13 protein-coding genes are annotated in these 13,169 nt (G+C 38.6%); 5 read left to right on the forward strand and 8 right to left on the reverse strand.

Going from position 1 to position 13,169, the window contains the following annotated elements; all coding sequences use genetic code 11:
- Window positions 1-40: 40 nt before the first annotated feature.
- The 5 genes from AC0IWE_RS25125 to AC0IWE_RS25145 form a co-directional block, all read right to left on the reverse strand.
- A complete protein-coding gene (locus AC0IWE_RS25125; protein ID WP_471795185.1) occupies window positions 41-1,615 on the reverse strand; it encodes a helicase HerA-like domain-containing protein in 1,575 nt (524 codons plus the stop codon).
- Window positions 1,616-1,709: 94 nt separating this feature from the next.
- A complete protein-coding gene (locus AC0IWE_RS25130) occupies window positions 1,710-2,015 on the reverse strand; it encodes a chaperone modulator CbpM (protein WP_055910054.1) in 306 nt (101 codons plus the stop codon).
- Between the two features lie 5 nt (window positions 2,016-2,020).
- Window positions 2,021-2,917, reverse strand: a complete 897-nt coding sequence (locus AC0IWE_RS25135) for a DnaJ C-terminal domain-containing protein (RefSeq protein WP_471795186.1) — start codon at window positions 2,915-2,917, stop codon at window positions 2,021-2,023.
- A 271-nt stretch (window positions 2,918-3,188) separates the two neighbouring features.
- Window positions 3,189-3,401, reverse strand: a complete 213-nt coding sequence (locus AC0IWE_RS25140; protein WP_471795187.1) for a hypothetical protein — start codon at window positions 3,399-3,401, stop codon at window positions 3,189-3,191.
- A gap of 155 nt (window positions 3,402-3,556) precedes the next feature.
- Window positions 3,557-5,974: an alpha/beta hydrolase family protein gene (locus AC0IWE_RS25145; RefSeq protein WP_471795188.1), complete on the reverse strand. Its 2,418-nt coding sequence runs from the start codon at window positions 5,972-5,974 to the stop codon at window positions 3,557-3,559.
- 1,475 nt (window positions 5,975-7,449) lie between these two features.
- Between AC0IWE_RS25145 and AC0IWE_RS25150 the strand changes: the two genes are divergently transcribed.
- The 5 genes from AC0IWE_RS25150 (at window position 7,450) to AC0IWE_RS25170 (ending at window position 11,975) form a co-directional block, all read left to right on the forward strand.
- A complete protein-coding gene (locus tag AC0IWE_RS25150; protein ID WP_055910043.1) occupies window positions 7,450-7,869 on the forward strand; it encodes a helix-turn-helix domain-containing protein in 420 nt (139 codons plus the stop codon).
- Between the two features lie 212 nt (window positions 7,870-8,081).
- Entirely contained in the window at window positions 8,082-9,194 is a 1,113-nt protein-coding gene (locus tag AC0IWE_RS25155; RefSeq protein WP_471795189.1) for a Gfo/Idh/MocA family protein, read from the forward strand.
- Window positions 9,195-9,564: 370 nt separating this feature from the next.
- Complete coding sequence (locus AC0IWE_RS25160) at window positions 9,565-10,641, forward strand: PAS domain-containing sensor histidine kinase (RefSeq protein ID WP_055910034.1); 1,077 nt, start codon at window positions 9,565-9,567, stop codon at window positions 10,639-10,641.
- A 40-nt stretch (window positions 10,642-10,681) separates the two neighbouring features.
- Window positions 10,682-11,332, forward strand: a complete 651-nt coding sequence (locus tag AC0IWE_RS25165; RefSeq protein WP_471795190.1) for a response regulator — start codon at window positions 10,682-10,684, stop codon at window positions 11,330-11,332.
- 124 nt (window positions 11,333-11,456) lie between these two features.
- Window positions 11,457-11,975, forward strand: coding sequence for an RNA polymerase sigma factor (locus tag AC0IWE_RS25170; RefSeq protein ID WP_471795191.1), 519 nt, complete (start codon window positions 11,457-11,459; stop codon window positions 11,973-11,975).
- Window positions 11,976-12,177: 202 nt separating this feature from the next.
- Here the strand turns inward: AC0IWE_RS25170 and AC0IWE_RS25175 are convergent, their stop codons facing one another.
- The 3 genes from AC0IWE_RS25175 to AC0IWE_RS25185 are packed head-to-tail and all read right to left on the reverse strand — an operon-like array spanning window position 12,178 to window position 13,122.
- Window positions 12,178-12,333, reverse strand: coding sequence for a hypothetical protein (locus AC0IWE_RS25175; protein WP_471795192.1), 156 nt, complete (start codon window positions 12,331-12,333; stop codon window positions 12,178-12,180).
- Window positions 12,334-12,350: 17 nt separating this feature from the next.
- Complete coding sequence (locus AC0IWE_RS25180; RefSeq protein ID WP_471795193.1) at window positions 12,351-12,659, reverse strand: hypothetical protein; 309 nt, start codon at window positions 12,657-12,659, stop codon at window positions 12,351-12,353.
- Between the two features lie 7 nt (window positions 12,660-12,666).
- Complete coding sequence (locus AC0IWE_RS25185) at window positions 12,667-13,122, reverse strand: sigma factor-like helix-turn-helix DNA-binding protein (protein ID WP_471795194.1); 456 nt, start codon at window positions 13,120-13,122, stop codon at window positions 12,667-12,669.
- Window positions 13,123-13,169 lie beyond the last annotated feature (47 nt).

The following is a 13,169-nucleotide window of genomic DNA, read 5'->3' on the forward strand; positions in this document are numbered from 1 at the left end:
GCCATTAGCTTAATTGCTATAATGTATTTATATCATTTATTTAAAATCCAAACAGGCCTCCACCGGTTTTTGAGCGTGTTTTTTTTCCTGTAAGCATGCAGAAAATGCCCCGAACAATTTCTTTACCAATCTGGCGTGTAATTGTTGCACCCATTACCTGCTCTACCAAACTTTTTTCGCCTGGTTTAGGTTTGCTTTCCTTTTCGGCCTGTTTCTGCTCCTCAGCTTCCTGTTTTTGTTGCTCAGCAGCTGCGGTTTGTTCATTAATGCGTTTTGTTAAAATCTCATAGGCACTTTCCGGATCAATCGGATCTTTATATTTGGTGTACAATGGACTTGCATGCACCACCTGATCGAAATCTGCCGCCGTAAGTGGCCCCATTACTGCACGCGGGGGCGTAAGCATGGTTGCAGAAACCTCAGTGGGTATTCCTTTTTCATTTAATACAGTTATCAATGCCTGCCCTGTACCCAATGCGGTTAATATCTTGTCAATTTCATAAAAATCGGATTTTGGATAAGTATTAACAGTTTTCTTTAAAGCATCTACATCATTCGGGGTAAATGCCCTTAGGGCGTGCTGAACGCGATTACCCAATTGGCCCAAAACACTTTCCGGAACATCGGTAGGTGCCTGCGTACAGAAGAAAACGCCTATTCCTTTTGAACGGATTAACCTGATAATGGTTTCTATCTGCTCTAAAAATGCTTTCGAAGAGTTTTTGAAAAGTAAATGTGCTTCGTCAAAAAAGAAAACCAGCTTCGGTTTATCTAAGTCGCCAACCTCCGGCATGGTATTGAATAATTCGGCCAATAAGCTTAAAAGGAAGGTAGAGTATAATACCGGCTGATTTTGAACATCAGCAATGTTTAATAAACTAATGGTTCCTTTGCCATCAACACGTTCGAAAAGATCTTCGATATCGAAAGATTTTTCACCAAACATACCTGCCAGTCCCTGTTGCTCTATGGCCACAATTTTTCGCAATATAGTGCCTGATGTTGCGGTTGATATGGTACCATAACTGCTTTTTATTTCTGCTGCACCAGCCCCTTCAGAAAGGTAAGATACCAGTTTCTTTAAATCATTTAAATCAATTATCGGCATCTTGTTATCGTCGGCATATTTAAATATTACCGCCATAACGCCTGATTGCGTATCGTTTAAATCTAAAATTTTTGATAAAAGCGTAGGTCCGAATTCGAGCACGGTTGCCCGCATCTGCGCACCCATTTTACCTGAAAGCGAATAAATTTCTATTGGGAAACCAGATGGTGAAAAAGGTTTGTTGAGCTGTTGTGCCCTTTCTTCAATTTTTGGATTAACTGCGCCAGGCTGGTTCAACCCCGATAAATCACCTTTCACATCCAACATAAATACCGGAACACCTGCATCTGATAACTGCTCTGCCAATAATTGCAGCGTACGTGTTTTACCGGTTCCTGTAGCTCCCGCAATTAAACCGTGTCTGTTCATCATTTTTAACGATAAATTAACTTCGGCTTCGCTGTAAACCTGTCCGTCTAAAATTCCGGCGCCTAAATAAATGTACGAGCCTGTTGGGGCATAAGATGATTTTATTTTTTCGATGAATTTTGAAGAAAGATCGCTCATTTTTTAAAATTAGATTGCCAATTTAAGAAACATATCTTAAAAAGGATGTGTTTTTGTTACCACTTTTAATGCAAAATACTGCACAAACGGTTGTTTAATGGTGTTGGTTAAGTTGCTTATAATAATTTAGTTCGTTCTGAAGTGTTGTTATTTCCTGCTGCATATTTTGCAATTGATTAAGCAGATGGGAAACGGCATGAATCCCTTCTAAATTGATTTCAAGATCGTGCGCTAAACGCAGGTATTGCTCCAATTTAGCTAATTCATCAACAGGTAAAAAGATCGATTGCTTTTTAACAGTGGTATGGATCAGGCCAAAATCTTCTAAAGACTGGATAAAATTGATCTCCACATGGTGGTAAGCGCAAATATCTTCTACAGGGATTAGATAGGTTTCCATAATGGTTAGAATTTGGAAAGTTTTTCAAATAGTTCTTTTTGTTCGGCGTTTAAGTTGGTAGGCAATTTAACCTGCCATTTGATGTACAGATCACCAAACTGATTGTCTTTTTTATAAAGCGGAAATCCTTTCCCTTTCAAACGCAGTGTAGCATCGGGTTGTGTGCCTTCGGGTACTTTAAGTTTCACTTTGCCGTTTAGGGTTTCTACAATTTTCTCTCCGCCTAAAATGGCTGTATATACATCTATTTCTTCCTGAATGTAAATGTCGTTGCCCTTGCGTTTAAACTTAGGGTCGTCAATAATATTAAATTTAATAAACAGATCGCCCGGAGGACCATTGTTTACACCTGCTGCGCCATAACCTGGCAATTTAATTTTCTGTCCATTTTCTACACCAGCCGGAATGGTAATGCGCACCTGTTTACCGTTTACAGTTAGCGTTTGTTTATGTGTAGTATAAGCATCGAGTAGGTTTAACTGCAAATCGGCATTATAATCCTGACCTTTAAAAGGAGAATTTCTACTGCTTCTGCCCCCACCACCAAACATGGAAGAAAAGAAATCAGAGAAATCATCTCCGCCAAAACCACCCGAATAGCTATTTCCTCCTCCATAGCCGCCGCCTTGCGATTGATATTGTTTTTGCTGCTGCTGTCGCGCATCCAGCTGATCGGCATGTTGCCAATCTTTACCATATTTATCGTACTTCTTTCTTTTATCCGGATCGCTTAAAACTTCATTGGCTTCATTAATCTGTTGAAATTTTTTATTCGCTTCCTCATTATTGGGATTAAGGTCGGGATGGTGCTTTCTGGCTAATTTTCTATAAGCTTTTTTAATATCCTCAGTTGTTGCATCTTTCTTTAAATCGAGGATTTTATAATAGTCTATGTAGTCCATATTGGCATAACAAATAAGTAAAAAGAATGTTCAGTTTTAATGGTATAAATGTAAGGTTTTAGGTTGAAAATGCGGCTAAACCGTGGTGCAAAGCGTATAGGAAATAGAGCAAAGGGTAAAGAGAATAGAGCTGAGGGCGTGAGTTGAATTTGATGCGGTTAGCTGTTATAATTCTGGCTGATTGATAAGTGGCTGATTAACTATTGAGCACAATGGCAAAGAATGAGCAAAATTTAAATGCTAAGCAAGGGTTTGCCTGTTTATAATGATGTTAAGCAGCGCAGGGCACTAAACCTTCAAAGTTACTTTGTTTTGCCGCTGCCCACGGCAGGAAGGTTTCCAAGTTACTTTGATTTGTCGCTGCCCACGGCAGGAAGGTTTCCAAGTAACTTTGATTTATCGCTGCCCACGGCAGGAAGGTTTCAAAGTAACTTTGATTTATCGCTGCCCACGGCAGGAGGTTTTCAAAGTTAATTGATGCCATTTTACTCCAGATAACCAAAAGGATAAAAATAAGCGATTGAAAGATAGTTCATAATCAGTGTCATGTAGAAATAGCTAATACCCTCGAAATTAAATTTAGAAACAAAAAAAGTGCCCCGGTTAGAGGCACTTTAATCGATAAAGGTAGAGAGAGATTTATTTTTTGTTTTTAACGTATTTTTCCAACCACTGGTCTTGCTCCCAAAGCATGTGCAATAAGTTTTCTTTACCGCGGTAACTGTGTGCCTCGTAAGGTAAAAATACAAAACGGGTGGTGCCTCCAGCTCCTTTTATAGCGTTAAATAAACGTTCGCTGTTAATTGGGAAAGTTCCTGGGTTATCGTCAGAATCACCGTGGATTAACAATATAGGTGTTTTAATTTTATCGGCATAACTGAAAGGGCTCATTTCATAATATAATTGAGGGGCCTGCCAGTAGGTGCGTTCTTCGTTTTGGAAACCAAATGGTGTTAATGTACGGTTATAAGCACCGCTGCGGGCTATACCTGCTGCAAAAAGATTGGTGTGTGCCAACAAATTTGCTGTCATAAATGCTCCATAACTGTGACCGCCTACAGCCATGCGCTTTTTATCTCCAACGCCTAAATCTGATAATTTATTAATGGCAGCTTCTGCGTTTAACTGCAACTGATCAACAAAGGTATCGTTGGGCTTTTTGCCATCTTTAGCAACAATCGGCATTTCGGCATTATCCAGAACCGCATAACCACGGGTTACCCAAAATATAGGTGATGCCCAGCTGATAGTTGTAAATTTATCTTTCGATCCGCGGATCTGAGCCGCATCAGCTGCTGAATTAAACTCTCGTGGATAAGCCCAGATTAATGCTGGCAACGGACCATCTTTTTCCTTATTGTAGCCTTTTGGTAAATACAAATCGCCCGTTAAATCAACCCCGTCTGCACGTTTATAAGAAATTTTTTCTTTGGTAATACCTTCTAAAGATGGATATGGATTAGTGAAATTGGTAATTGGCTGATCTGCAATGCGAAGCATCAGGTTTTTGATAAAGTAATTGGGAACCAGTTTCTGACTCTCCTTACGGGTAAGTAAAACCAGTTTATCCGGGTTAATTACATCAGTTACATATTCAAAAGTTCCTTCCGCACTGCGCCAGATAATTTCGTTCTTTTTGGTTGCTAAATCAAACTTGGCCAAAAACGGTAAGTCGCCTTTTTCTGATGAGCCTACAGTGTTGTTCATCAATAGTTTGGTGCCATTGTCAACTGTTTTTATTACCTGCCGGCCATATTTGTTTTTTGTTGTAACCGGCGAACCTGGATTGCCATAAGCATCAGTTTGGTTCCGGCTGTACAACTCCTCTACAGCACCGGTAGTTGGATTGTACCTGCTTACTTTACTGGTTTGTTTGCTGCGTAAGCCTTCCATAATGAGGGCAAGGTTGGCATCGCCCCATTGTACACCACGGTAACGGGTTTGTGTTTTAAACAGTTCTTTTTCTGCCCCTGTAAAAGGCGCGCTCAGGGCGTAAACGGCATCATGAAAAGGAACATCTTTTTTAATTAAACCACTGTCTAAAGGTTTGCTCCAAACCAAAGTGGCAGGCTCATCATCTCTCCAATCAAAACCACGCGCTACGTTTTGTGTATTATCATAACCTGATGGAGTGCCTTCTGAAGATGGTAATTCGGCAATAACTTTTATTGTTTTACCAGTTAAATCGGTAATGGTTACGGTAGAAGGGAAACCATAAGCAGAAACCAGGTAAGAAAAAGGTTTGCGGATGGTTTCAATCATCATGTAGTTTTTATCGGGCGATATGCTTGTTAAACCATAAATGGCTGGTTTACCAATTGGAGTTTCTATGCCCGCAGTATTTTTAACCAATTGTGATGTGGCAAAAAACTCAAATAATTGTTCGTCAAAAGGCGATTTTATTAAATCCTGATAAGTAGCACTTGGCGCGGCTTTACCTAAATTTTGTTGTATGGTTGGCCCTTTTGGCATTAATGGTTTTGTTGGTGCGGCACTTGCTGGTTTGGTTACCGTGCGGTAAATAATGGTGTTATCGTTTAACCAGGTAAGGCCACTGCCCAAAACTACATTTAAGAAAGCTTTATTTGTTTTAATAGCTTTTTTTGTAGTTAAATCTATAATGTAAAGATCTACACCTTTTTGTGTGGTGTTGGTAAAGGCAATTTTGTTTTCTGAAGGGTTCCAGTTGATATTGCTTGCATATAATGGCGTTGGCAAACCAGTTACCTGGAAGGTTTGATTGGATTTTATATTTTTAAGACTGAAGTTATTAATGTACGTCTGCCTGCTTGGCGAATAATTGTTTGGATTTAACCTTAAGCCCGCAATCCGATACTCGGGCATGGCCAATTCTTCTACAGATGGGTAAGAATTACGTTCGCTAAACAAGATCCATTCTGCCTTGCCATCAATGCTAACGCCAGGTGTGGGTTTGGCCAGCAGCAAATCTGCAATTTCTTTTGGTGGGGTTTGGTAGCTTATGGCATCCTGTGCCGCTGCATTAAGCGAAACACAAGTGCCCGCTATCAGTAAATAGAGGTGTAGTTTTTTAATCATTTCCAGTTAGTTTGTTCGAAATAAGGAATAATCAAATATTGCAAAATTTAACTAATTATAGCGTAACTTCTTATTTACATCGTACTGGTAAGGTTATTATTCCCGCGGAGGAGGGAACCCTAAAGCAATCGCTATATTTTCGCTCAGCTCGGTCTTGCCTCGGCTCACCGCCGCCGACGGGGCTCTTACCTTTTTCTTGATAAAAAGGTAACCAACCTGAGCGCAGCGAAAGCATGACTACCTATAAAAACAACAAACAATAAGGCATAACTGAAAGGCTTGGAACTGATGTCGGATAAATTCGTTAAAGCTTTTTAGTCGTCAGCATAAGTTCCGCCGAAGGGGGCAGAAAGTGTGTGCTGCCTCAATGCAATTATTAACTAAAAGGTATTGATAAAGCTTTAACGTTTTCTCCTTCCATCATTTCCTATGCCGGATAGCATAGAGCATATAGCGAGGTGCATGTAGCAAGGTTCAGATTAAAACGGTCGTCATTCCCGCGCAGGCGGGAATCGTAATGCAATCGCTATATTTTTACAATCTTAATCTTATTTATTTTAAGAAACTGAAGGGGTACATAGTAACGTCATTTCGACCGTAGTGGAGAAATCTTTGGATTTGCCATCACAATAAATCCGTCATTCTCGCGCATGCGGGAATCGTAATGCGATAGCTATGTTTTTACAATGTTAATCTTATTTATTTTAAGAAATTAAAGCGGTACATAGTATCGTCATTTCGACCGTAGTGGAGAAATCTTTGGATTTGCCATAAATAAATCCGTCATTCCCGCGCAGGCGGGAACCGTAATGCGATCGCTATATTTTCGCTCCGCTCGGGCTTGCCTCGGCTCACCGCCGACGATGGGGCTCTTACTTTTGGCTTGGCCCAAAAGTAACAAACCTGAGCGCAGCGAAAGCATGACTACCTATAAAAACAACAAACAATAAGGCATAACTGAAAGGCTTGGAACTGATGTCGGATAAATTCGTCAAAGCTTTTTGGTCGTCAGCACAAGTTCCGCCGAAGGGGGCGGAAAGTGTGTGCTGCCTCAATGCAATTATAAACTAAAAGGTATTGATAAAGCTTTAACGTTTTCTCCTTCCATCATTTCCTATGCCGGATAGCAGGGAGCAGAAAGCAGGTGCAGTTTCAGGCATCCGAAAATTGATTCTTTTTAAACTATTTAGGGAACGCATAAATCCTTCATTTCGACCGTAGTGGAGAAATCTTTGGATTTGCAATCGCTATGTTTAACGAAATTATTTTTCCCCTGTACCACATTCTTATTGCATTATAACCATCACTCCCCAACACTTATCCTTTTACAATTATTCTTAAATGAAGATTGACAAATGTCAAAAAAACAATATATTTTATACAACCTTTTACACTTTTTTCTACATTTGAATTGTCAATCGTCCCCGATAGCTGATTTAATTATTTTTTCATTTTTTAAAAAATTAATTATCTCAATGACAACACAATTAAAGCAAGGAGAAATTCTTGAGCGCTTAGTGCGCAGAGATCGTATGGGTATCAGTGAGCTTTCGAGAAAGCTTAATGTAAGCCGCAGAACAATTTACAACTGGTTTGGTCAGGATAGGATTGGTCATGAAGTAATTTGGCAGGTAGGCAAATTATTAGGGCAGGATCTTTCAGCATCATTCCCGGAAGCTTTTCCCCGATATAGTTCAGATAATGCAAATCAAACTGCAGATCCTTCAAAACAAATCGGATCTGATGCCAATTCGGTTTATTTCTGGATGAACAAGTACATTCACTTATTAGAAAAGTACAATGATCTGTTAATTACCGAAGAGCAACAGGAAGATCCAATTAGTAAAGAGTTTCCGTTAAGAAATAAAAAAACTGAAGCATTTTTGTACCAATAAAATATAAATACTAACCAAATATCGTGCAATTGCACAACTTAATGTGAGTGATCTAATCATCCCGTTAGATTTTATTTTTTCTACCACTCACCCTTTAAGTTGAATCAATTGTTTCTCACCTCCCTATTCTAAACTCTGTAATATTTTTGGGTGTTAACATCTATGCTTTTATAAATTTCTAAATTGGTAATCATCAATAGAAATCAGAAGTCATGATTATTAACCGAAACAACTATTTATTAAGCTTAAGTAGCTTAGTTGCCTGCTTTGTATTTTCTTTTTTTACTGTTTGTGCGCAACAGAAATTAAATGTGGCAATTGCCGGGTTAAACCACGATCATGTGTATCTTATTATGAACAGTTACCAAAAGGCAGAGGTTAATATCATCGGTATTGCAGAAAGTAATCCTGAACTGGTAAACAAATTTAAAACACGCTACAAAATTCCCGACAGTATATTTTATACTAACCTTGTTAATTTATTAAAGAAAAAGAAGCCTGATGTTGTACTGGCCTATAATGCCATAAGCGATCATTTAGCCGTGGTAGAAGCTGCTGCACCGCTTGGCATATCGGTAATGGTAGAAAAACCTTTGGCGGTAACGGTTAAACAAGCAGAAAGAATGGCGGCACTGGCCAAACAGTATCAGGTGCATGTGCTTACCAATTATGAAACCACCTGGTATCCCAGTAACCAGGAAGTATATAAAAATGTTAAAGAAACCAATAGCATAGGCACCTTAAGAAAAATAATTGTACATGATGGGCATGAAGGACCAAAGGAAATTGGTGTAAGTAAGGAGTTTTTAAGCTGGTTAACTGATCCTGCTAAAAACGGTGGAGGTGCATCAGTGGATTTTGGCTGCTATGGTGCAAATTTAATGACCTGGTTAATGGATGGTAAAGCACCCATTTCAGTTACAGCAGTTACGCACCAGATTAAAAAAAATATTTATCCGAATGTGGATGATGATGCCACAATTTTATTAGAATACCCTGGTGCAACCGGCATTATTGAGGCCTCATGGAACTGGCCGTTTAGCATAAAAGATATGGAAGTGTTTGGCGCAACAGGATATATACAAGCGGTAAACGAAAAAGATTTAAGGGGAAGGAAAAACGGGAAGGAAGATTATAAGGTATATGCAGCAAAAGCATTACCGCCAGTATATGCCAATCATTTAAATTATCTATCAGCAATATTAAAAGGCGAAATTAACCCAACAAATGATTTATCCTCTTTAGCCAATAACTTAATTGTAGTTAGAGTTTTGGAGGCGGCTAAAATCTCTGCCAGAACGGGCAAAAAAGTGATGTTAAAGTAAGCAGCCCCGAAATAAAAATAGCCACCTGTAATGATGGCTATATTGGTAAAAGATATTCCTCTTTTTATGGTGTGCCTGCCCTCCGCGGATCTCCCGCTCACAGGACTTTTTTGTCTTTCCTTTATGCTTAACAATTTAGGCAATAGTTAGTTTTGTTATGCAAAATAATTTTACACATCTTGTGGAAAATGTTAATATCTCTGCAAAAGCCAGCTGTATATCTATAGTTTAGGTAAAAATGACGATTAATTGTAAACCCGTTTTACGTAATTTTTTTATGTAAAACATTTTACGGCCTGCTGCGTTTCTGATTAGGTTGCTCAGAAGGTTCATAACCATCCTCGTGTACAAATTATCAAACACTAAATCTATGATCGAATTAAATAACGAGCTTTTTTGCAAACTTGGCGATTTGTCTGTTGATGGCTACTTTATTTACGAACATGATCAACAGAAATTTTCTTACCTGAATAAATCCTTGGCTGCAATATGGGAAACAACACCAGATGATATTTATACCAATCCACAAGTACTTTTGGAGCGGATTCATCCTGAAGATACAGCGCATGTATTTTCATGTTATGAAGAATGTTTAGAAAATGAAAAAGAAAAGAGATATGAGTTCCGCCTCACTTTTAAAGGTAGAGAAAAGTATGTGCGTACAACAGTGTTTGCTGTTGCTGATGCAGGCAGAGCGCGGATGATTGGTACTGTAGAAGATACTACTGTAGTACGGCACAATAAAATCCATATTGAGCAAATTAACGCCAGAAAGAACATAACCCTTGAGGTGCTGGCGCATGATTTGAAGGAGCCACTTGGCATGATGAAATTAACAGCATCATCAATGGAAGATAGCATTGCACAAATGGGCGATGAACGGATGGTGAATTCGTTAAGTTTTATTAAGGATATGTGCGAGCGCAACCTGCTCTTGGTAAGGAGTATGATTAACCGGGAATTTCTTAAATCATCAGTAATAGAAATTGGCAAGGAGCGCGCCGATCTGGTTTGGGAGCTTAGGGATGTGGTGCGTTTTTACAAGCGATCTAAATTGGGCAAAACCAAAAATATACAGTTTACCAGCTCCGCCGAGCAAATTTACCTGCGCCTGGATAGCATGAAGTTTTTGCAGGTAATTAATAATTTAATTTCAAACTCCTTAAAATTTACAACCGATAACGGTTACATTGGTTTGCATGCCGAAGAATTGGAAAAAACGGTTCTAATCACCGTAACTGATGATGGCATAGGGATACCGGATGAGTTGCAGGCAGGACTATTTGATCATTTGCCTGAAACTTTAAGGCCGGGTTTAAAAGGCGAAGAATCCGGAGGTTTTGGAATGAGCATAATCAAGTCGATTGTAGATTTGCATCAGGGGAAAATTTGGTTTAAGAGCAAAATTGGTGTCGGAACCACCTTCTATATCGAGCTTCCGAAGTAGCCGTTTTTAATTTTAAAATGGCGTAAGTTATATTTGAATTATGATTAACATTATTCTTGCAGACGATCACCATATTATCCGCACCTCTCTAAAAGCACTTATAGAAAAACATGATGGGATAAAAGTTGTAGCAGAAGTATCTGATGGTTTAGGTGTTTTAGCACTTTTGGAAAAAGGAATAAAGGCTGATATTGTTTTGTCTGATATGGCCATGCCGAACCTTGATGGTTTAGGTTTAATTAGTGCAGTTAAGGCACATGGATACAATACAAAAGTTGTAATTCTCTCTATTTTGGACGATGAAAAATATGCTTCAAATGCCTTTATTTCAGGAGCTTTTGCTTACCTCTCTAAAGATATTGAAGAAGATGAACTGCTGTTTTGCATTAAACATGTAATGAAGGGAAAACGGTACCTTTCATCTAATTTATGCATCTCAATTTTGGAGCGTTTTAATACCCAATTAAATATGCTGTCGCAAAAAACCAACGGAGAAATTAATTTTTCTGAGCGCGAAATTAACGTATTACAACTCATAGCAGATGGTTTAACCAACCAGGAAATTGCAGATAAATTGTACCTCAGCAGGCGTACAGTTGAGAGCCAAAGGGAGGCTTTAATCAATAAAACGGGTACCAAAAACTCAGCATCTTTAGTCCGTTTTGTGATGCGGAACGGGTACATTTCTTAACAATTTTGGTGGTTTTGGGGTTCATTTTACGGTGTTTTAAATAAACCGTAAAAAATCGGGTATTTCTACAAATAACATTGCATGTTACCGTTTGTTGAACATTTACATCAATCCCAAAACCAACATGGAAACATTAAATTTCAATTGCGACATTTACCAATATCGCCAGCCACTTTTCGAGCGGGCATTAGCATACACTCGTGATGAAGACGATGCCGCCGATCTGGTTCAGGATACCTTTATGAAAGCATTTAGGTTTTCGGCCAAGTTTGAAATGGGCAGTAATGTTAGGGCATGGCTTTTTACCATTTTAAAAAATACCTTCCTTAATCATTATTATAAATTAAAGCGGAAAAACGAAATGATCCAGCAGGAAGAAGATTTAACTTCTTTACAGTTGGCCCCAAGTGCATCAAGCAATGCCGGAACTGCTAAGTTTATGATGGAAGATATTCAAAAATCATTAAATGCATTGCCAGAAGATTGCCGCTTTTGTTTCTGCCGCTATTTTGAAGGGTATAAATACCATGAAATTGCTGCAGAACTGGATATTCCCCTTGGTACTGTTAAAACCAAAATACATGTGGCCAGAGGACTTTTGAAAAAGATGCTTAAAAATTATAAATCTGGCTTGGCAGCATAGTTTTATTGCTTAGCTAAATTCAAAATTCTACAGCTATCTAAAAAATAAGGAGTTTAAATATTAAAAAAGGGATAAGTAATTAGCTTATCCCTATATCTAAACTCAAACATGCGCTCAAACATGAATGAATCTTATCTACTAAACAGTTCAATTAACTATTGGTTTTAAAAAGGCGAGGTTATTCTACGCAAATTTTTCAATATTACCTCAGCTTCTGCTTCAATTCTATTTTCAGTTCATTTATTTGCTCCTGCGCCTGTCTGTTTTCCAGGTAAAAATAAATTGCAGTAGCCAAAAATATCTTTCCCAATACAAAAACAGCTATAAATGCCCATTTCCAGGCTTTATTAACCCGCATCTGGTTAGATTCTGATTCTACCTCGATATAGCGCTCTTGTTTGGCATATTCCTGCTCCCTGTTATCGTACCTGAATGCTGGCTCTGGTTCGGCCTGTAAAGCTTGGTTACGGCGTTGAATTTGGTTAATCTCCTGTTCAATTTTCTCCAGAGTTCCGGCAGGTGGATCAGATGCCTCATGCTTTGCGCCAATATTTCCATATCAAACTCTAATTGATCTAAAGCATTTTTAAATTCAGGGTGTGTTTTTGTTAATGATAAAACCTGCTGAATTTCCTCTTCGGTTGCAATACCCATTACATAGGTTTCCATTAAACCGCTTTCCATTAATTTTTTAATTTCCACGGGCCCTCCTCATTTTATCAATTGCTAATTTTAATTGGTTACGTATTTCCTCTTCTCCATAATTTAAGCTTATGGCCAGTTGTGAAATTGATTTTCCGTGATAGTACACGGCTTTAAAAACTATTTTTTGCAAATCATCAAGCGATGCTAAGCCCGGCTCGCTAACAGATTGTTTTTGTATAAGCTGACGATCTGATAATGCAGCCGAATTTAACCTGTTTTGTGCATACTGGCGCAACTCAAGCCAGATGTGCTGATTGCTTTTTTCTACCGCCACAAAATCCTGGGTAAAAGAGGTAAGGATTTTAACCAATTGATCTTCTGATTGCTGCTTGTCTTTAACAATGCCATTAATGTAGCCAAGCAACATTGCCGCATAGCGATCATAAAACCAACGGATATCCTTTGGTTCTGCAGGAGGGATATTTAAAACTGCTTTGAACATGGGTACTTACGGGATAATTTAATATACTGCAAGATAGTTGCAAATTT

Source organism: Pedobacter sp. AC402 (genome assembly GCF_979252805.1).

Excerpts from the sequence above, each read along its gene's own strand:
- AC0IWE_RS25125 (WP_471795185.1), bottom strand. The coding sequence starts at position 1,615 with ATGAGCGATCTTTCTTCAAAATTCATCGAAAAAATAAAATCATCTTAT.
- AC0IWE_RS25130 (WP_055910054.1), bottom strand. The coding sequence starts at position 2,015 with ATGGAAACCTATCTAATCCCTGTAGAAGATATTTGCGCTTACCACCAT.
- AC0IWE_RS25135 (WP_471795186.1), bottom strand. The coding sequence starts at position 2,917 with ATGGACTACATAGACTATTATAAAATCCTCGATTTAAAGAAAGATGCA.
- AC0IWE_RS25140 (WP_471795187.1), bottom strand. The coding sequence starts at position 3,401 with ATGGCATCAATTAACTTTGAAAACCTCCTGCCGTGGGCAGCGATAAAT.
- AC0IWE_RS25145 (WP_471795188.1), bottom strand. The coding sequence starts at position 5,974 with ATGATTAAAAAACTACACCTCTATTTACTGATAGCGGGCACTTGTGTT.
- AC0IWE_RS25150 (WP_055910043.1), top strand. The coding sequence starts at position 7,450 with ATGACAACACAATTAAAGCAAGGAGAAATTCTTGAGCGCTTAGTGCGC.
- AC0IWE_RS25155 (WP_471795189.1), top strand. The coding sequence starts at position 8,082 with ATGATTATTAACCGAAACAACTATTTATTAAGCTTAAGTAGCTTAGTT.
- AC0IWE_RS25160 (WP_055910034.1), top strand. The coding sequence starts at position 9,565 with ATGATCGAATTAAATAACGAGCTTTTTTGCAAACTTGGCGATTTGTCT.
- AC0IWE_RS25165 (WP_471795190.1), top strand. The coding sequence starts at position 10,682 with ATGATTAACATTATTCTTGCAGACGATCACCATATTATCCGCACCTCT.
- AC0IWE_RS25170 (WP_471795191.1), top strand. The coding sequence starts at position 11,457 with ATGGAAACATTAAATTTCAATTGCGACATTTACCAATATCGCCAGCCA.
- AC0IWE_RS25175 (WP_471795192.1), bottom strand. The coding sequence starts at position 12,333 with ATGCGGGTTAATAAAGCCTGGAAATGGGCATTTATAGCTGTTTTTGTA.
- AC0IWE_RS25180 (WP_471795193.1), bottom strand. The coding sequence starts at position 12,659 with ATGGAAAGCGGTTTAATGGAAACCTATGTAATGGGTATTGCAACCGAA.
- AC0IWE_RS25185 (WP_471795194.1), bottom strand. The coding sequence starts at position 13,122 with ATGTTCAAAGCAGTTTTAAATATCCCTCCTGCAGAACCAAAGGATATC.